Annotated in this window: 15 protein-coding genes; 11 read left to right on the top strand and 4 right to left on the bottom strand. The window is 53.6% G+C overall.

All coding sequences use genetic code 11. The features are described 5' to 3' along the window. Positions 1–97: 97 nt before the first annotated feature. The 3 genes from LG297_RS13520 to LG297_RS13510 all read right to left on the bottom strand — a co-directional run bounded on the left by LG297_RS13520 (position 98) and on the right by LG297_RS13510 (position 3471). Positions 98–1180 (bottom strand): hypothetical protein, encoded by a 1083-nt coding sequence (locus LG297_RS13520; protein WP_404421075.1) that lies wholly within the window; start codon positions 1178–1180, stop codon positions 98–100. Between the two features lie 101 nt (positions 1181–1281). Further along, positions 1282–2415 carry an NAD(P)/FAD-dependent oxidoreductase gene (locus LG297_RS13515; protein WP_404421073.1) on the bottom strand — a complete coding sequence of 378 codons (1134 nt, stop codon included), beginning with the start codon at positions 2413–2415 and terminating at the stop codon, positions 1282–1284. Positions 2416–2436: 21 nt separating this feature from the next. Further along, on the bottom strand, positions 2437–3471 hold the full coding sequence (locus LG297_RS13510; protein WP_404421071.1) for a hypothetical protein: 1035 nt from the start codon (positions 3469–3471) through the stop codon (positions 2437–2439). A 208-nt stretch (positions 3472–3679) separates the two neighbouring features. Here LG297_RS13510 and LG297_RS13505 point away from each other — a divergent pair, with 208 nt between their 5' ends. The 6 genes from LG297_RS13505 to pgmG all read left to right on the top strand — a co-directional run bounded on the left by LG297_RS13505 (position 3680) and on the right by pgmG (position 10029). Then, a complete protein-coding gene (locus LG297_RS13505; protein ID WP_404421069.1) occupies positions 3680–4579 on the top strand; it encodes a division plane positioning ATPase MipZ in 900 nt (299 codons plus the stop codon). A 53-nt stretch (positions 4580–4632) separates the two neighbouring features. Beyond that, the gene (locus LG297_RS13500) at positions 4633–5394 is read left to right on the top strand and encodes a VWA domain-containing protein (RefSeq protein WP_404421067.1); all 762 of its coding nucleotides are present in this window, start codon (positions 4633–4635) and stop codon (positions 5392–5394) included. After that, a complete protein-coding gene (locus tag LG297_RS13495) occupies positions 5394–6209 on the top strand; it encodes a DnaJ domain-containing protein (RefSeq protein ID WP_404421065.1) in 816 nt (271 codons plus the stop codon). The genes LG297_RS13500 and LG297_RS13495 overlap by 1 nt, the downstream gene beginning before the upstream one ends. A 113-nt stretch (positions 6210–6322) precedes the next feature. Continuing rightward, complete coding sequence (galU, locus tag LG297_RS13490; protein ID WP_404421063.1) at positions 6323–7210, top strand: UTP--glucose-1-phosphate uridylyltransferase GalU; 888 nt, start codon at positions 6323–6325, stop codon at positions 7208–7210. A gap of 78 nt (positions 7211–7288) precedes the next feature. After that, positions 7289–8605, top strand: a complete 1317-nt coding sequence (locus LG297_RS13485) for a UDP-glucose dehydrogenase family protein (RefSeq protein ID WP_404421061.1) — start codon at positions 7289–7291, stop codon at positions 8603–8605. A gap of 8 nt (positions 8606–8613) precedes the next feature. Further along, positions 8614–10029: a phosphoglucomutase/phosphomannomutase PgmG gene (gene pgmG, locus LG297_RS13480; protein WP_404421059.1), complete on the top strand. Its 1416-nt coding sequence runs from the start codon at positions 8614–8616 to the stop codon at positions 10027–10029. A 72-nt stretch (positions 10030–10101) separates the two neighbouring features. Here pgmG and LG297_RS13475 read toward each other — a convergent pair whose 3' ends face one another. Further along, positions 10102–11415 carry a serine hydrolase gene (locus LG297_RS13475; RefSeq protein WP_404421057.1) on the bottom strand — a complete coding sequence of 438 codons (1314 nt, stop codon included), beginning with the start codon at positions 11413–11415 and terminating at the stop codon, positions 10102–10104. 189 nt (positions 11416–11604) lie between these two features. Here LG297_RS13475 and LG297_RS13470 point away from each other — a divergent pair, with 189 nt between their 5' ends. The 5 genes from LG297_RS13470 to LG297_RS13450 all read left to right on the top strand — a co-directional run bounded on the left by LG297_RS13470 (position 11605) and on the right by LG297_RS13450 (position 17459). Continuing rightward, positions 11605–12339 carry a hypothetical protein gene (locus tag LG297_RS13470; RefSeq protein ID WP_404421055.1) on the top strand — a complete coding sequence of 245 codons (735 nt, stop codon included), beginning with the start codon at positions 11605–11607 and terminating at the stop codon, positions 12337–12339. Between the two features lie 274 nt (positions 12340–12613). Further along, on the top strand, positions 12614–13888 hold the full coding sequence (locus LG297_RS13465; RefSeq protein ID WP_404421053.1) for a phasin family protein: 1275 nt from the start codon (positions 12614–12616) through the stop codon (positions 13886–13888). A gap of 263 nt (positions 13889–14151) precedes the next feature. Then, positions 14152–14478 carry an ATP-dependent Clp protease adapter ClpS gene (clpS, locus tag LG297_RS13460; protein ID WP_062952188.1) on the top strand — a complete coding sequence of 109 codons (327 nt, stop codon included), beginning with the start codon at positions 14152–14154 and terminating at the stop codon, positions 14476–14478. A 3-nt stretch (positions 14479–14481) separates the two neighbouring features. Then, a complete protein-coding gene (gene clpA / locus LG297_RS13455) occupies positions 14482–16803 on the top strand; it encodes an ATP-dependent Clp protease ATP-binding subunit ClpA (protein WP_404421051.1) in 2322 nt (773 codons plus the stop codon). Positions 16804–16904: 101 nt separating this feature from the next. After that, positions 16905–17459 carry a hypothetical protein gene (locus LG297_RS13450; protein WP_404421049.1) on the top strand — a complete coding sequence of 185 codons (555 nt, stop codon included), beginning with the start codon at positions 16905–16907 and terminating at the stop codon, positions 17457–17459. Positions 17460–17486: the final 27 nt, after the last annotated feature.

Here is a 17486-nt window from a genome sequence, read left to right as displayed (position 1 = left end):
AGCACATTGTTTTTACAATGAAGCAAGAGTGCCCGATCTGCTCTGTCACCGTCAAATGGTCAAAATGTACATCCCGGACTTGTGATGAGGCTACGGATTAATAATCCAGCCACCAGCTGTATTCACCCAATCCGCCCAGCACCACGCCATCAAATCCAAGCTTCATGATACCGCCAAGATAGCTGTTCTCGCTGCCAAACAGGATATTCTGCCAGGCTGGTGACCAGTAATAAACATGGTGCTCCTGCCCCCAACGGCCGTCAAGACTGCCTTCGCTGATAAATTCAGGGCTGCCGGCACGCCAGTTATTCTGCCAGTAATAGCGATAGGTTTCTGCCGTTCCGATATTGAGATAGGCCAGAATGGTGCGCGGCGTGCCGACCTTCTTGTAGCGCAGGCGCTTCATGTCGTCATAGGTCAACGGGATTGTACCGCGATGGAACGGATCGATAATCAGGACATCGTAATTGGTATCAATCAGCGCATCGATAAAGGCTTCCTTGGTGCCATAAGGCGAACTGTCCAGCACAATCCCGTAATTCTTCGCATCCCGAATATTGTCAATGATATGCGGATTGGCACTGATCGGCGTGCGCGGCACCTTTGCCAATGTCGAAAGCTGTTTGTCCGGTGGCGGGGCAGCATAATATAGTGCGCCGAAATCACGCAGCTTCTGGCGGGCAGACTGCTGTGCATCGCTTTTATCGGTATAATCCAGGGCAAAATATTCCAGCCCGGCCGATTTCAGGCGATCCATATAATCAAGGATATATTTGGTTTCCTCGCTATCGGTCGGCTCACCATAGTTATCATAACCGTAAAACGGTGCTTCGATCATGATACCGTCAAGCGCACGCAAATAATTTCGTGCCGGCTCGGCAGTGCCACGCGATGCAAACAGGGTGGTTTCCAGATATTCCGTCAGTTCCAACCCGTTTAAAGCAATGATCGAAAAATCGCTGCGATATGATTTTGCCCATCGGCTGAGCTGGATGACAAAATTGCGCATTTCATCGGCGAACTGAACATCCGGCTTTTCGGTTCCAGTTGCTTCATTTCGATTGCCGGGTGTGCTCAAGCTATTCGGGGCAGGTACAAAAGGTTCAAGCTGCTGGGCATAGGCCTTGTTCTCGACAGGCATGACAGTACACAGACTGCCAAGCAGGACACCACATGCCACAAGTACAAACCTCCAGCGGCAGCCGAGCGGCGATCTGCTCTGTGCTTTTGAAGCATCATCCTTGATCGGATACGATACTTTTTGCCAGCCTGTTTCTGCCATTATGACGTTGCCTTTACCTGCTGCCGTGACAGGACACCTTCGACATGGTCTGCTATTGCAAGGCATGCCGTCAATCCCGGTGATTCAATGCCATAAAGTATAACCAAACCGTCAATGCCGTGGCGATCCCGTGCAGAAATCAGAAAGTCATGTGCCGTTTCGCCTGGTGCCTGTATTTTCGGACGCACCCCGGCATAACCGGTTTGCAGGGCATTTTCATCCAGCGCCGGATAATATTTGCGAATTGCGGCGGCAAATCCGGCACGTTTTTCTTCGGGCACGTCATAGTTCGGCTCGTCAACCCAGGTTACATCCGGGCCGAAACGCGCCTGGCCGCCGAGATCAAGGGTCAGGTGAATGCCAAGTCCGGCATCTTCCGGTGCAGGATAAATCAGGGTCGAGAAGGGGGCTTTGCCCGACAATGTGAAATAACAACCGCGCGCATAATGCTGTGGCGGAATGCTGGCTTCCGGCAAGCCGGTAAAGTTATGGGCCAGTGTTTGGCTATGCAGACCGCCCGCTATAAGAAGTTCCGCACAGGTCAGGCTCATTTCCTGACCGTCGCGATCACGCGTTTCGATGGTAAAAATGTCGTTTTCGAACTTTGCCGACGTAACCTCGGTATTAAGCGCCAATGTTGCACCATTTGCCTCGGCTTCGCCCAGAAGGGTCACCATAAGCTGATGGGAATCGACAATACCGGTCGACGGGCTCTCAAGGGCCGCGACACAGCTCAATGCCGGTTCTCGTGCGGTTGCTTCACGGCCATCCAGCCAGACAAGGTCGGTTACACCATTTTCCCGGGCGCGCTTTTCGATGTCACGCATCGCGGGAATCTGGTCTTCATGGGTGGCAACAATCAGTTTGCCTGTACGTTTGTGATCAATGCCGTTTTCTGCGCAATAGCGATACAGCATGTCCCGCCCGGCAACGCAGAACTTCGCCTTCAGACTGTCTTTTGGATAGTAGATGCCCGCATGAATGACTTCGCTGTTACGAGCGCTGGTTTCGGTTCCGATTGCATCGTGGCGTTCGATGATCAGAACTTCGCGGCCCGTTCTGGCAAGGTTACGCGCACAGGCGAGACCGACGACGCCGGCCCCGATGATGACGGTTTGGATATCGGTGGTCATATTGGCAAATTTGTCCGGGGCTTAAGAATTGAGTTGGCGGAAATAGACGGCTTGGCCCTGATTGTCCTGACCTTCGCCGGTAACGCTGCCCGGGTCTTCACTGGTGTAGTGGCCGCGGGCGGATGCCCCATCGTCGCAGAAAACATACCAGCTGCCAAACGGCAATGTGTTGCTTTGATAGGCACCGCCATCGTGACGCCAGATGCCCTCGCAATGGCGCGCGTCGCTATCGATAATCATCGTACCTTCGCCCGATGGCTGATCGAATTTAAGAATGCCCTGACCCCGCGACCCTTGCCAGTTGCTGCTGATCGGCAGGCCTTCTGCCGGTGCTACCGCAACATTGCTGTCAGGCAATTCCGCCGGAACGGGATTGCCAACGGTTTCGGGGATGACTGTCGGCGCAGGTTTTACAACCCCGTCCGGAAGCTGAATGTCGAGTTTGGCAAAGAATCTTGCTCCGAAAAGCTGTGCATCAACCGCATCGAGTTTTTCGGCTGGCGGCATAAAATCGGTCACGTTTTGGTAGGCAACAGGATCGCAGTAATACCCCAGCAGACGACTGCCGCGCGTTGTCGGGGTATCCGGGTTCCATTGGCCGACAAACGACACGCATTGCGATCCGGCCCGGGTGAACGGTGTCATCGTGATTGGCCCGTATCGGGTGTCCTGCGTAAAATTGATACCGTTGGTGGTAGTGTTATCGCGTAATCCGTCAAACATTTCCAGCAACTGGCTGGATGGTATTTCGGTGCTGAATGTGAATCCGGGGGCGGAAGTCGAAAAAACGCTCTCCAGGAACAGGTCCTCATTTGCTCCCTTCAGGCTGCCTTCTGGTGCGGGGGCCAGCCAGCGACCTACAAAGACAGTGCTGTTTTCACGATATTGACGCAAAAAGACGGTCGTCACGGGCATGTCTGCTTCGAATGAAAGCGGGCTTTGGTCGGCCGGGATTTGCTCGAATCCGCCGGCATCCTGCGCATTTGCAGGTGCCATCCCCTGAATCATCAAAGTGCCGGCCATGACGCCGCCCAACAGGGCTCCGCGATAGGTCACCTTGCGTCCTTCCTTCATGTTATTGCTGGGGAAATCATTTTTCCCTACTCCTATCTTTACCTGTACGGTGATAGATTGGCTAGGGACCAGTATACAACTTGCTGTCGATGAAATTCTTTGTTCTTGATTTTTCCGGGCAAAGACGGTCATTGGGGTGAGGGTTTCGGCCCAGCGGACAGAAATTGCCTGAATAACGGAGCAAACTGCAATGACGGTGCAAGAGACCGGCGCAACCGGGGAAAGCGCAGGCCAACAAACCGCTACCGCCAAACAGCCGGGCACGAAGCGCGCTCATGTGATCGTGATTGGCAATGAAAAAGGCGGGTCCGGCAAATCGACAACCGCGATGCATTTGATTGTATCGCTGATGAAAATGGGATTTTCCGTCGGATCGCTTGATATTGATGCCCGCCAGGGAACGCTGACCCGGTATGTTGAAAACCGTATTTCATTCAACGGGCAGAAAAAGCTGAAACTGCCCGTTCCGGATCATCGTCCGATTTACCGTAGCGAGCTTGATGATGGCAATGCCGCCAAGCTTGACGAACGGGACCGCTTCACCAAGGCGCTTGGTGAATTGGTCATGAGCCGCAATTTCGTGGTCATGGATTGCCCGGGCAGTGACAATTATCTGTCGCGTCTTGCGCATTCCTGTGCTGATACGCTGGTGACCCCGATCAATGACAGTTACATTGATCTTGATATGCTGGCGCGTATTGATCCCGATAGCCTTGATATCAAGGGGCCAAGCATTTATGCCGAAATGGTCTGGGATGCGCGTAAACGCCGTGCGGCTGTTGACGGCGGAACCATTGACTGGATCGTGATGCGAAATCGTTTGTCGCATCTTGATGCGCGCAACAAACGTGACATCGCCGAAATCGTCGACAAGCTGGCCGCCCGCATACGCTTCCGTGTTGCGCCCGGCTTTGGCGAACGCGTAATCTACAGGGAACTGTTCCTGAAAGGTTTGACGCTGCTTGACCTTCGCGAGAAGGGGGTTGGCATCCCGCTCAGCATGTCGCATATGGCGGCCCGGCAGGAAGTTCGTGCGTTGCTTGAAATAATCGGCTTCACACCGGCGGATGGCGAAGAGTTGCCGATCTGATATAAGCGCCCCTATATCAGGACGATAGAGCCCGATAAAACCGGTTGGTGCCTGTGTCTGAAAAGAAAACGACGTCCGCAAAGCAAACCACGCAGAAAGGCCATCTTGCGCCCGGATATTCAAGCCGGACGGATGTTGATGCTTTTCTGGACAAAGCACGTGTGCTGGCAAATGTTGCACCGGCATCCGGACCTGCAAAGGGCCGCTTGATCTTTGCCATGGATGCGACGGCCAGCCGTCAGCCCAGTTGGGATAACGCCGCGGTTCTGCAGGCGGAAATGTTCGATGCGGTTTCTGAAACCGGCAGCACACTTGATATCCAACTGGTGTTCTTCCGCGGTCTTTCGGAATGCAAGGCCAGCGGCTGGTGCAGGGATGCGACGAAGTTACGCGATTTCATGACCAAAGTTACCTGTCAGGCCGGGCATACACAGCTTGCACGCGTTTTGGGTCATGTCGAAGGTCAGGCGCGCGATAAAAAGATCAATGCCTTGATTTATGTCGGTGATTGCCTTGAGGAAGACCTTGATAATCTGGCCGGGTTGGCCGGGCAGTTGGCCTTGAAAGGCATAAAGGCATTCATGTTTCAGGAAGGATATGACCCGAAGGCAGAAACAGCTTTTCGCGAGATCGCCCGGATTACCGGTGGGGCCTTTGCGCGATTTGATGCCAATGCTGCGGATCGTTTACGCGACTTGTTGGGGGCTGTGGCGAGCTATGCTGTAGGGGGTATTGTCGCTCTTGATGAATACGGCAGTAAAAAGTCGTCACAGGAAGTGAAACTTTTGGGCAACCAACTGCGGAAACCCTCGTAATGCAATGGTTTTTACTGGGGGTCGGGCTTTTCATCGGTGTCGGATTTGGCATTCGGTGGTTATCATCGGCTGAGCCGAAGGACGTTAAAAGGCTCGGCTTATGGGCGATTGTCCTGTTGTTGGGCGGGCTTGCTGCCTGGTTGCTTCTGACCGGCAAGCTCGCGGCGATGGTTGCCGCCCTTGTTGCTGCCATACCCTTCCTCGTTAGAATCCTCAAAATCGGCTTATTGTGGCCATTATTGCGCAGGATGTTCGGTCCTGCCCGGTCGTGGGGCGGTGGTGGTCGTTCTTCGGGGCGTTCCGGTACCGGTTCGGGACGGGTGTCTGAAATAAAAACGGACTATCTGCATATGTATCTTGATCACGATAGCGGTCAGTTGGGTGGCACGATTGTGCTGGGCGCAATGGCCGGGCGGGATCTTGATGCACTCGGGGTTGACGAGCTACGGGCTTTTTATATTGAATGTTGCAACGCGCAAGATCAAAGCCGGACTGTTCTGGAATCCTATCTGGAACGGCGACCGGATTGTTCCGGTTGGCATAACTGGCATGAAACCCGGGATGCACATGATGATGGAAACACAAGAGCCGGACAGGGTAACGAGCAAGCTGACAAGGGATTTCGTAGCGGAGAAATGAATGCAGACGAAGCCCGAAAGATTCTTGGCGTGTCGGAAAGTGCGACCCGCGAAGATATCAATCGTGCTTATCAGACTCTGATCAAAGCGGTCCATCCGGATCACGGCGGATCGGATTATCTTGCGTCCAAAATCAATGCTGCCCGAAGCCTCCTGTTACAGCTATGTAAAGATTGAAACGGATGAACAGTGCGCTCGCTTGATCCGCGTTCTTGAAATGTGGCAGAAGCATAAGATTGGCCGAATGCGGAGAAGCGGGTATGACGCGGCCAAAACAGAGGAAAAAAGGCATGTCGAAGCGAATCAAGAAGGCAGTATTCCCGGTGGCGGGTATGGGAACCCGCTTTTTGCCAGCAACCAAGGCGATGCCCAAGGAGATGCTGCCGGTCGTCGACAAGCCGCTTATTCAATATGCTGTCGAAGAGGCTATTGCAGCAGGCATTGAGGAATTCATTTTTGTAACCGGTCGCGGCAAAACCGCGATTGAGGACCATTTTGACCGTTCCGCCGAACTCGAAGCGATCCTGATGGAACGTGGCAAACATGATGCGCTGGAAACCTCGCTTGCGATGATTCCGGAAAATGGTCGCGTGACCTATACCCGCCAGGGTAACCCGCTGGGGCTTGGCCATGCGGTTCTGTGCGCCAAATCCCTTGTCGGCGACGAACCGTTCGTCGTTTTGTTGGCGGATGACCTTATCCAGTCAAAAGTACCCTGCATGAAGCAGATGGTCGAAAGCTATGGCCGCACAGGTGGCAACATGGTTGCTGTTATGGACGTCCCGCGCGAGGAAACCCAGCGTTATGGCGTGCTTGAAGTCGAAGGCACCAATGGCCGACTGGTTAGCGCATGTGGCATGGTCGAAAAACCGAAGCCCGAAGACGCACCGTCAACCCTGTCGGCAATTGGCCGCTATATCCTTGATCCGGGCATCTTTGAAGTTCTTGAGAATATTCCGCGTGGGGCAGGTAATGAAATCCAGTTGACTGACGCACTGGCTGCCATGATCGGAAAAGTACCGTTCTACGGCTATCGCTTCGAAGGACGTCGTTTCGACTGTGGTAACAAGATTGGCTTCCTCAAGGCGACCATGTCCTTTGCGCTCGCACGTGAAGACATGCGCGATGATGTGCGCAACCTTATTCATGAATTCGCCGAAGGCGAAGCCGCAGAATAGCAGAAATCCATTTTAAATTTGCTGGCAGGAGCCGGGACAGACTTCTGCCAGCTATCATCACTACCAGGGTAAAAATTCATGCGCGTAGCAATGATCGGGACCGGATATGTGGGGCTTGTTTCCGGTGCCTGTTTCTCGGAATTCGGTACAGAAGTCATCTGTGTGGACAAGGATGCAGCCAAGATCGCCCGTCTCGAAGACGGTATCATGCCGATTTATGAACCGGGACTGGATGTTCTTGTTGAAAACAACGTCAAGGCAGGTCGCCTGAAATTCACCACTGACCTCAAAGAAGGTGTGAAAGGGGCCGAGGCCATCTTTATCGCGGTGGGAACACCGACCCGCCGTGGTGATGGTCACGCCGATCTTAGCTACGTTTACGCTGCCGCCGAAGAAATTGCCGATGCCATCGAAGGCTTCACCGTCATTGTAACGAAATCAACGGTTCCGGTGGGAACCGGGCGCGAGGTTGAGCGCATTATTCGGGAACGGCGTCCTGATGCGGAATTCGCCGTGGTTTCGAACCCTGAATTCCTGCGCGAGGGATCGGCAATTGGTGATTTCATGCGCCCGGACCGCGTGGTCATCGGGACAAGTGATGAACGGGCACGTGACGTGATGCGTGATCTTTATCGACCGCTTTATCTGATCGAAACGCCGATTGTTTTCACCTCGCGCGAAACGTCGGAAATGATCAAATACGCGGCCAATACCTTCCTTGCGGCTAAAATCACTTTCATCAACGAAATCGCCGATCTTTGTGAAAAGGTTGGTGCCGACGTTCATGATGTTGCACGCGGGATCGGGCTTGATGGCCGTATCGGAAAGAAATTCCTGCATCCGGGGCCGGGTTACGGCGGGTCCTGCTTCCCGAAAGATACATTGGCGTTGGTCCGCACCGCGCAGGAACATAATAGCCCGTTGCGCATTATTGAAACTGTGGTCGATGTCAATGCCAGACGCAAAAAAGCCATGGCGGATCGTATCATTGCGGCATGTCGCGGTTCAGTTGCGGGTAAGACCATCGGCATCCTTGGTTTGGCATTCAAGCCGAATACCGATGATATGCGTGACGCGCCAAGCCTTGATATCGTTCCGGCCCTGATTGCCGCTGGTGCAGTGGTGAAGGCTTATGATCCGGAAGCCATGACAGAAGCCAAAAAGATTCTTGAAGACGTAACTTATTGCGATACCGCCTTTGACACCCTTGAAGGTGCCGACGCGATGGTGGTTCTGACCGAATGGAACGAGTTCCGCGGCATGGATCTGGATCGCATCAAATCTGCGCTGAACCAACCTATCGTGGTGGATTTGCGAAATGTATATGACCCCGCAGAAATGGCCGAGCATGGCTTTAGTTATTCCTGCATCGGGCGAGCATCAATCGGAGGCTAAGTTAGAATATGATCATCTCTGCCGGACACAATTTTGATCCTTCCGTATTGCGCGAATATGATGTGCGTGGTGTCGTGGGTGAAACCCTGCATGCGGCCGATGCACTTGCTCTTGGCAAGGCTTTTGGTACCAAAGTGCGCCAGTCTGGCGGAAAACGGGTTGCCGTTGGCCGGGACGGACGTCTGAGTTCTCCCGAACTGGCAAGCGCGCTTGTCGAAGGGATTGCTTCGACGGGCTGTGATGTTGTCCGGATCGGGCGCGGACCGACTCCGATGCTGTATTTCACGGTTTACGATCAGAAAACCGATGCGGGCATCATGGTAACCGGGTCACATAACCCATCCGATTACAATGGTTTCAAGATGCTCAATGCCGGTAAATCGGTATTTGGCGAAGCCATTCAGGAACTGGGTCGAATTGCCGCATCGGGCGATTTCGAAACCGGTGACGGGTCGGTGACCGATATTGATATCGAAGACCACTATGTCGAACGGTTGCTGGCCGAACTTGATTGTGATGTTGCTAAGCCGATGACGATTGTCTGGGACTGTGGAAATGGCGCTGCGGGGGATGTGGTTCGCAAACTGACCGCAAAGCTTCCGGGCAAGCATCATCTGCTGTTTGACGAGATCGATGGTACTTTCCCCAATCATCATCCGGACCCGACGGTCGAAGCCAATCTGGTCGATCTGAAGGCCAAGGTGGCGTCGCTGAATGCCGACTGGGGTGTTGCCTTTGACGGCGACGGTGATCGTATCGGTGTTGTTGACGGGCAGGGGCGTGTTTTGTGGGGCGATCAGCTGCTGCAGATTTATGCCGCCGACGTTCTTGGCCGTTTGCCGGGCGCATCGATCATTGCGGATGTCAAAGCCAGCCAGACATTGTTTGATGAAGTCACCCGTCTTGGTGGCAACGCCATCATGTGGAAAACCGGCCATTCGCTGATCAAAACCAAAATGGTTGAATCAAAGGCACCGATTGCCGGTGAGATGAGCGGCCATATCTTCTTTGCAGAACGCTACTATGGCTATGACGATGCGATGTATGCCGCCGTGCGGCTGTATCGCATTCTGGTTCAGAGCGGCAAAAGCCTTGATGAATGGCGCGATGCCATGCCGGTGGCCGTCAATACCCCGGAAACCCGCATCGACTGCCCGGATGACCGCAAATTTGCCCTGATTGAGGAAGTGCGTGGTCGCTTGTCCGAAGCCGGTGCCGAAGTCAGCGGCATTGATGGCGTTCGCGTTAGTACCGATGACGGTTGGTGGCTGCTGCGTGCATCCAATACCCAGCCTGCAATCGTTGCCCGTTGCGAGGCTGCCGATGAAAACGGTCTGGGGCGTTTGAAAACGCAGGTCACCGTACAGCTTCAAAAAAGCGGCCTGACCTCGGATGATTTCTTTGCGCCGGGGGGCGGTCATTAGGCTATCCGGAAAAACAACAAAAAAGCCCGCTGAAGCAATTCAGCGGGCTTTTTGATGTGTATGTGCAGGGTGTTATCCGGCGCCACCAGCATTCACCGGGATGCACGCGACCTTTTCTTTGCGAAGGGCGGCACAGGCGCTGCGCGCTTCCTGCTCGCCACCAAATCCAAGCAGGCGGGCACGGTACACAATACCCGATCCGTTGGTTTGCTGTTCAACAGCCGCACGGGTCAGCCGCAGAACATCCGGTGCCGTTCGTGCCGCCGTAAGGACGGCCTCCTGTGCGCGACGCTGATCGCTGAACGCACCAACCTGAATACCCCAGCCGCCGGTTTCAGGCGATAGGCGGGCAACAACCGTTTCGGTATCGATGCGACCGGGCTGCTCTGCCTCATTCGCATTGTTCTGTTTGGCCATCAGAAGCTGGGTATCGGCCGGAAGAATTTTGCCATCCGGACTGATGCGCGGGCGCGGTGCAATGATTTCCCCGCCTTTCTTCAGGTCAAGGTATGCCTGATCAAGCAGCTTCTTCATCTGGTCATCGCGCGACCGCGCTGTACGACCTCCAAATACGACACCAATCAGACGGTGGCCATTGCGATTGACCGAAGCCACAAGGTTAAAGCCCGACGCATTGATATAGCCGGTCTTGATGCCATCTGTACCGTAATAGGACGCCAGAAGATTGTTATGGTTGCCATAGGTGCGTTTGCCGTAACTGAATTTCTGGGTGCTGAAATAGTGGTAATAATTGCCGTAATCTTTCCGAAGTGACACGGCAAGCCGGATCATATCACGGGCTGTCGTCAACTGGCCGCGGTTCGGAAGGCCCGACGCATTACGGAAAGTGGTGTTTTTCATCCCGATCTGACGCGCCTTCGCCGTCATCATCTGGGCAAACTTTATCTCGGTCCCACCAAGATGTTCGGCGACCACAACAGCAATGTCGTTCGCCGATTTGGTGACAAGTGCCAGTATGGCATCTTTGACCGAAATCGTTTCACCGGGTTGAAGGCCAAGCTTCGAAGGGGCCTGCCCCCAGGCGCGTTTGGAAACGTTCATGCGGCTTGAAAGCGATACCTTGCCGGACTCCAAAGCGTCAAACAGCATATAAAGCGTCATGATCTTGGTCAGCGACGCGGGGTATACCTTGTGGTCGGGGCGATATTCATGCAGCACATCGCCGGTTTCGGCATCGATTACCATTGCGGTATAGGTGCGCGCCATCGCTGCTGGCGTTGTAAGCACAACAGCAGCAATGATCATCAGCATCAGCACAGACAGGGCATAGCAAATCCTGAGACCTTGCGATTGCCACATCGGTCGACTTTGATCAGTACTAACGGTGGCCATCGCTTTTGGCCCAAGACGGGTCTTAAAACGCATTATACGGGCTCGGCTTTCGGTGATCCCCAAGACGAAATATGGTCAGTGTCTCATCGCGGCATTAAAAAAAAGCTTAACGCGTGTCCGGATAAACTGAATTGCCGCCTTGCTGCGGTCTTATTTTTTCGTCAGTCTCAATTTATATCCGGCAAAGCGCCAAAAATCGAGGATCGAATGCGGAAAAAAATAATGTCTGTTGTCAGTAACATAAGAACAAAATCACCAATTTTAAGAGCAAGCGTCTTTTCTGTTGCCGGACTGATGGCCCTTTCTGCTTGCAGTTTCACCGGCACAAGCGATATCGAAAATCCGCTAGTCAGAAAGGGGAGCTGGTTCTCGTTTATCAATGCTGACGACATCCGGACGGCATGTTCTGCGGGCGATGCAGAAGGCCGGATTCGAATTGTCTACAATGCTGATTATTATAAAGAAACGCGGAGTTTTGACCTGATCCCGCAAACCGGAAGCGAGCGGTTTGAAATGGTTTCGCGAATCTTCGGTCCGCTTGATGTCAGTCAGGTTAATGTCGAGGTGACAGCACCGCTTGGTGCCTTCGGGGGCAAAGAATCGCGGCAAACTCTCTCGCGCGGGCAATATCTTGCGCTGACCGATGCACTTCAGGCCGATGGGTTCGGGTATCAAAGCCGCGACGGCCTGCGATTGCACTCCGACGATTATTATTGGGTCGCCATTGGATGTTCGTCTCAAAACATCACGCTTGCAGCTTGGACATCTGCCAAGGATGACCTGCGCGCCTTGACATTCCCGAATGTGATTGAAAATCTTTCCGGTCTGGAAAAGCCGCTGCCGCAGCCACCCGCTGCTGGGGCACCGAAGTTGCCCGATCCATTTTACAGCAGGAATGACAAACAGGCCGAGTCCCGCAATTTCTATCGTACGGTTCGCGGAAATCAACTGCGATAGATGACTTCATCGCGGATTTACCGATAAAAACGGCATTCCTTATCGGGGTGCCGTTTTTATTTTTCGATCAGGCTGAATATCAGCATTAACACAACTTCCAGTCTAAACAGTTGAACGTAATCCGGTTTTTTAAAATCGATTTTGGGGATGGTCCGTCAGCCGGTGTGTAAGTCCTGATAAACGTGATCATCCATATAAAAATGTCACCAAAGCGGCCTTGACCTTGGTGGGGTATTCCATCTAGGGTTATGTTGCGATGCAGCATAAATTCTGAATGCCAAGCCCAGCTCAAGGAGGTCGGCACATGGTGACTCCTCGTAAAAATCCCGCTTCCGGTTCCGCTAAGGCAACCCGATCAAAAGTCTCCCCTCGTGCAAAGGTGGCGAATAAATCGCCTTCTGGTAGAGTGAAGAAGCTGTCCGCAGCTCCGGCCAAGGCGGCCGCGGTCGAAATCGCCCAAAGCCCGACTGCGCCGCCAAAACGTGTGGTAACAACCGCAAGCGCGTTGGAGGCAGAACCTGCCCGGCAGTCACCTGTTGGCGAAACATCCAAGGTCTTGATTGACGAGCCGAAGCCAAATCAGGATGAAGCGAACGACATGTCTTCTTTCGCTCCGCCAAAGGCTATGGCAGCGGTCAAGACCGATGAGCCGGCAAAACCCGCCGCGGCAGAAAGCAAATCCGAACCCAAGCCTGCATCGAAAAGTTCGGATGTAAAAACCTCGGCCAGTCCCAAGCCGGCCAGCCGTCCGAAGGCAACGGCCAAGTCAAAAAAATCTCTGGCTAATTCCGGCACTAAGGCATCTCCGAAACCATCCGTACCGGAAAATACCGTGAGCGCCGCCACTGCCAAACCCGCTCAACCAGCAAAGAAGGCTTCTATCGTGACCCAGGAACAGAAACCTGTTACCGCCGCGAAACCGGCTGCGGAGGCAAAGATCGCGCCGAAAGATACCGGAAATGCAACTGTCGAAGTCAAGGCAGCCGCAAAACCGGCTGCCGTGGCAGGCAAGGTGGATATCCCTGATGTGACCGGGTTTACCATGATGTCGTTCGAGCCGTTCATGGATTTGTGGAAGGTGCCGGAAGTTGATGCCATGGTTGCGGCAACCCAAGGTGCGTTCGAAGAAAGTGTTACTGCCGCCAGCGACGTTTTTGCCCAACTGGCCGAGACATTTTCTGAACAGGCAGATGTGTTTTCCGACGCGGGAACGCATATGATGGCGAGATACGAAGAGCTGATCGAAACGCAGCAGAAAAGCTTCGATGGTGTTTGGCAGGTGTCTTCTGACATGATGGAAAAAGGCGGCTCATTCGGGGCCGAGCTGGTTTCATGGGCGCAGCGGGAAATGGATGCCTCGCAGGCTGATCTCGAGGCGCTTGCGAAGGTCGAAAGCCTTTCTGATCTGCAGGAGCTTAACGAGCGTATCTTCAAGCGTTACGTCGAATCCGGTATGTCGGAAGGCGAAAAAATCCAGAAAATGATGTTTGCTGCCTTTACCGACGGATTTGCCGCCATGACCAGGGTTGCAGGTGTTCCGCTTAAATAGGTGTGCCTGATACAAGGCCGGTTTGGCTGCAAATAACGTATAAAAACGGACATGGTCGACGGCCATGTCCGTTTTTCGTTTTTGCACTGATATTTACGGCAAAAACAACGAAGTTTGATCGATGATCTTGCAGCGCGTCATTCTCGGCCTACATGAATTTGGGATAAGGTTAATAAGTGTTTTGTCGCTGCGGACTTTGAAACAGATGGTCAATGACCTATCATGGAGACAATGCAGAACAAAAGGGTTCCGGTAAGCAGATTATGAGTGAACAGGACAATGACGGTGGCGGTCTCCCGAATACAGGGATCGTAACGAAGACACGGCCAAAGACGAAGAAGCCGTCCATGTATAAGGTGCTGTTGCTGAATGACGACTACACCCCCATGGAATTCGTTGTCCATGTGCTTGAACGGTTCTTTGAAAAAGGCCGGGAAGAGGCGACCGCGATTATGCTTCAGGTCCACCGCAAGGGGGTCGGGGTTTGTGGTGTCTTTACCTATGAAATTGCGGAAACCAAGGTCAACCAGGTCATGGATCTGGCGCGGCAAAACCAGCACCCGCTGCAGTGCACGTTAGAGAAGGAGTGAAACATGCTCTCACGTAACCTTGAAGAAAGCTTACATCGTGCGCTGGCTTATGCGTCTGAACGGCGTCATGAATATGCAACGCTGGAACATCTTCTGTTATCGCTGACCGAAGATCAGGATGCGCTGTCGGTGCTTAAGGCCTGCCGGGTCGATGTTGATCGTCTGCGTTCGGATCTGCTGGAATTCGCCGACAGCGAACTTTCCGGCCTGATCAGTGCGCGACTGGTCGATCCCAAACCGACGGCCGGGTTCCAGCGCGTGATACAGCGCGCCGCCATTCACGTTCAGTCTTCCGGGCGCGAAGAAGTCACCGGGGCGAATGTTCTGGTCGCACTGTTTTCCGAACGTGAATCACACGCGGTCTATTACCTGCAATTGCAGGATATGACACGTCTTGACGCGGTTAATTACATTTCACATGGAATTGCCAAGGCACCGGAACTGAACGAACGCCGCATTCCGCGTGGTGCAGAAGAAGAAGTTGCACCCGGTGCGACAACCGACGCTGAAGAAGGTGCCGCCGCTGGCGAGGGCGAGGCGCTCAAGGCCTATTGCGTGAACCTTAATGTCAAGGCGCAGAATGGCAAGATTGATCCGCTGATCGGTCGCCAAAGTGAAATTGAACGCACCATTCAGGTTCTGTGCCGTCGTACCAAGAACAATCCGCTTTATGTCGGCGATCCGGGTGTTGGCAAAACCGCCATCGCCGAAGGACTGGCACGGCGCATTGTTGACGGCGATGTCCCCGAAGTTCTGGCGGATGCCACGATCTTTGCCCTTGATATGGGGGCCCTTCTGGCCGGTACCCGCTATCGTGGTGATTTCGAAGAACGCCTGAAAGCGGTCGTCAAGGAGCTTGAAGAGTTCGACGGTGCGGTTCTGTTCATTGATGAAATCCATACGGTGATCGGTGCCGGTGCGACATCGGGCGGGGCGATGGATGCCTCGAACCTGCTGAAACCGGCACTTGCCAGCGGTTCGCTCCGTTGTATCGGTTCGACGACTTACAAGGAATTCCGCGGTCACTTTGAAAAAGACCGCGCCCTTGTGCGTCGTTTCCAGAAAATCGATGTCGAGGAACCGTCACCCGAGGACACCATCAAGATTCTCAAGGGGCTCAAGCCCTATTACGAGAAACATCATCACGTCAAATACACCAACGAGGCCATCCGGTCCGCGGTCGAGCTGGCGTCACGCTATATCAATGACCGCAAACGACCCGATAGCGCGATTGATGTGATTGACGAAGTCGGGGCATCCCGGATGCTGGTGGCGCCAAGCAAACGCAAGCGCACGATTTCCAAGCGTGATGTCGAGGAAATCGTCGCAAAGATTGCGCGCATACCACCAAAATCTGTATCGACCGATGACCGGAAGGCATTGGCCAATCTGGAACGTGACCTTAAAACCGTTGTGTTCGGTCAGGAAGCCGCAATCGAAGCGGTCGCCAGTGCGATCAAGCTGGCGCGTGCCGGCCTGCGCGAGCCGGAAAAGCCGATCGGCAGCTATCTGTTCTCCGGCCCGACCGGTGTCGGCAAGACCGAGGTTACCAAGCAGCTGGCGCATGTCATGGGGATCGAGTTTATTCGCTTCGACATGTCGGAATATATGGAACGCCACAGCGTTTCGCGCCTGATCGGGGCACCGCCCGGTTATGTCGGTTTTGATCAGGGTGGTCTTCTGACCGATTCGGTCGATCAGCATCCGCATGCGGTCGTGCTGCTTGACGAGATCGAAAAAGCCCACCCGGACCTGTTCAACATCCTTCTGCAGGTCATGGATCATGGCAAGTTGACGGATAATAACGGCAAGACCGTTGATTTCCGCAATGTCGTGCTGGTCATGACAACCAATGCCGGTGCATCTGATATGGCAAGACCGCCCATCGGGTTTAAACGCGAAATGCGTACCGGCGAGGACGAAGAAGCGATCAAGCGGACATTCTCGCCGGAATTCCGGAACCGTCTGGATGCGGTTATACCGTTTGCCAACCTGCAGCCCGATGTCGTCAAGATGGTTGTCGACAAGTTCATCCTGCAGCTTGAAGTCCAGCTTGCGGATCGCAATGTCTCGATCGAACTGACCGAAGCTGCGCGGACCTGGCTTGGCGAGCGGGGCTATGATGCGGCCTTTGGGGCGCGTCCGCTGGGGCGTGTCATTCAGGAGCACGTCAAAAAGCCGCTTGCCGAAGAGCTGCTGTTTGGCAAGCTCGAGAAAGGCGGGGCCGTTCTGGTCGATATCGAGGATGACGCTGTTGTTTTCCGTTACCCGGAAGAAAACGGCGGTGGCTCGAAAAAGGAAAAAGATCCGGAGATGGCAAACTGATTGCCCTGTGATCGATTACCTTGTCATTAAGTTTTGTCGCGTTATGGTGATTGCCCGGAACAGTTGTTTCGGGCAATTGCTTTTGATGGCGTACAAGAACAATGAACCAGGCGACACAGCGAAAATATCGGGACGAAGTCGAGACGTTTTTGTCCAAGCTTGAATTGCAGGCGCGTAAACTTGTTGCGCTCGCGGATGTGATTGAAAAGACGGTCGATACAACCGAAGTGAACGGTTACCGGCCCTTTCGCGAAGAGGTCGACAATTTCAAGGCTCTTTCACTGGTGGTTACAGACCGTCTTGCAAGGCTTGAAAAGCACCCCAAAAAGGACGAACTCGAAGAGCAATTTCATAAGCTGCAGATTCTGATGCTGCGCATTGTGATCAAAACCAGTCTGAAATTCTTCTTTGTGATGAGCGCCAAGCCGGTTCTGCCATTGGGGGCGCGCGAAATGTTTCAAAGTGAACTTCGTACACTTTATGAAGCCGAGCGCATGATTTCCAATCCGCGATATATCAGTCATCTTGATGAGTCCGCAAAGGATGACCTTGATATCGCCAAGGAAATTCTTCAGGAAATCATTGAAAATGCTCCGGCTTTGCTGAATTTCGGCGGGAAGAAAAAGCGCAAGGTCGCCAACCGTCGCACAAACTGATCCAACGGATAGGCTTCAAAGAAATAT

The sequence above is a fragment of the Thalassospira australica genome, from assembly GCF_044790785.1.
In the GTDB taxonomy this organism is placed as follows: Bacteria; Pseudomonadota; Alphaproteobacteria; order Rhodospirillales; family Thalassospiraceae; genus Thalassospira; species Thalassospira australica_A.
This window is presented reverse-complemented; position numbering and strand designations above follow the sequence as displayed.

Bases quoted from the DNA above. Each gene is read 5' to 3' on its own strand.
- LG297_RS13515 (WP_404421073.1), bottom strand. From the start codon at position 2,415: ATGACCACCGATATCCAAACCGTCATCATCGGGGCCGGCGTCGTCGGT.
- LG297_RS13505 (WP_404421069.1), top strand. From the start codon at position 3,680: ATGACGGTGCAAGAGACCGGCGCAACCGGGGAAAGCGCAGGCCAACAA.
- LG297_RS13495 (WP_404421065.1), top strand. From the start codon at position 5,394: ATGCAATGGTTTTTACTGGGGGTCGGGCTTTTCATCGGTGTCGGATTT.
- galU (WP_404421063.1), top strand. From the start codon at position 6,323: ATGTCGAAGCGAATCAAGAAGGCAGTATTCCCGGTGGCGGGTATGGGA.
- LG297_RS13485 (WP_404421061.1), top strand. From the start codon at position 7,289: ATGCGCGTAGCAATGATCGGGACCGGATATGTGGGGCTTGTTTCCGGT.
- pgmG (WP_404421059.1), top strand. From the start codon at position 8,614: ATGATCATCTCTGCCGGACACAATTTTGATCCTTCCGTATTGCGCGAA.
- LG297_RS13475 (WP_404421057.1), bottom strand. From the start codon at position 11,415: ATGCGTTTTAAGACCCGTCTTGGGCCAAAAGCGATGGCCACCGTTAGT.
- LG297_RS13470 (WP_404421055.1), top strand. From the start codon at position 11,605: ATGTCTGTTGTCAGTAACATAAGAACAAAATCACCAATTTTAAGAGCA.
- LG297_RS13465 (WP_404421053.1), top strand. From the start codon at position 12,614: ATGCCAAGCCCAGCTCAAGGAGGTCGGCACATGGTGACTCCTCGTAAA.
- clpS (WP_062952188.1), top strand. From the start codon at position 14,152: ATGAGTGAACAGGACAATGACGGTGGCGGTCTCCCGAATACAGGGATC.
- clpA (WP_404421051.1), top strand. From the start codon at position 14,482: ATGCTCTCACGTAACCTTGAAGAAAGCTTACATCGTGCGCTGGCTTAT.
- LG297_RS13450 (WP_404421049.1), top strand. From the start codon at position 16,905: ATGAACCAGGCGACACAGCGAAAATATCGGGACGAAGTCGAGACGTTT.